Raw genomic sequence first — 449 nt, 5'->3', positions numbered from 1 at the left:
CGGCGACGGGCTCTACCTGATCGTAACTGGTCCCGCGGCGAAGAGCTGGTCTTATCGTTACTGGAAGGACGGCAAGGAGCGATGGCATGGCCTCGGCTCCTTCAGGGATGTATCCCTTAAGAACGCTAGGCTCGCACGAGACGCAGCTCGTCTATGCGTGAAGGGGGACCGCAACACGCCCGGCATAGACATCGTGCAGGAGCGCCGTGAGGCTCGCCAAGAGGCGAAGGCGGCAGCGGACCGAAGCCCACAGCTCACTACAGGTTTGGTTGACGGCGTCGCAAAGGAAGCCTCGCGCAGATCGTCCGCTTTGCCCCAAAGCTTAGGTCGGACGTCGCGCCACCGCCCTGCTGGCTTTGCGTGACCTCATTCAGAACGTCCACTGACGTGGCGGAATTGATGATAGGTCCGATTTTGTTTGCCGAGCTGAGCTTCACATACTGTTAGAA

1 protein-coding gene is annotated in these 449 nt (G+C 59.9%); it reads left to right on the top strand.

The window, feature by feature from the left end; all coding sequences use genetic code 11:
- The coding region (locus tag J1M44_RS12105; protein ID WP_206481148.1) for an Arm DNA-binding domain-containing protein at window positions 1-364 on the top strand (364 nt) is incomplete at its 5' end.
- Window positions 365-449: the final 85 nt, after the last annotated feature.

Source organism: Micrococcus sp. KRD128 (assembly GCF_017168395.1).
GTDB lineage: Bacteria > Actinomycetota > Actinomycetes > Actinomycetales > Micrococcaceae > Micrococcus > Micrococcus luteus.
This window is presented reverse-complemented; position numbering and strand designations above follow the sequence as displayed.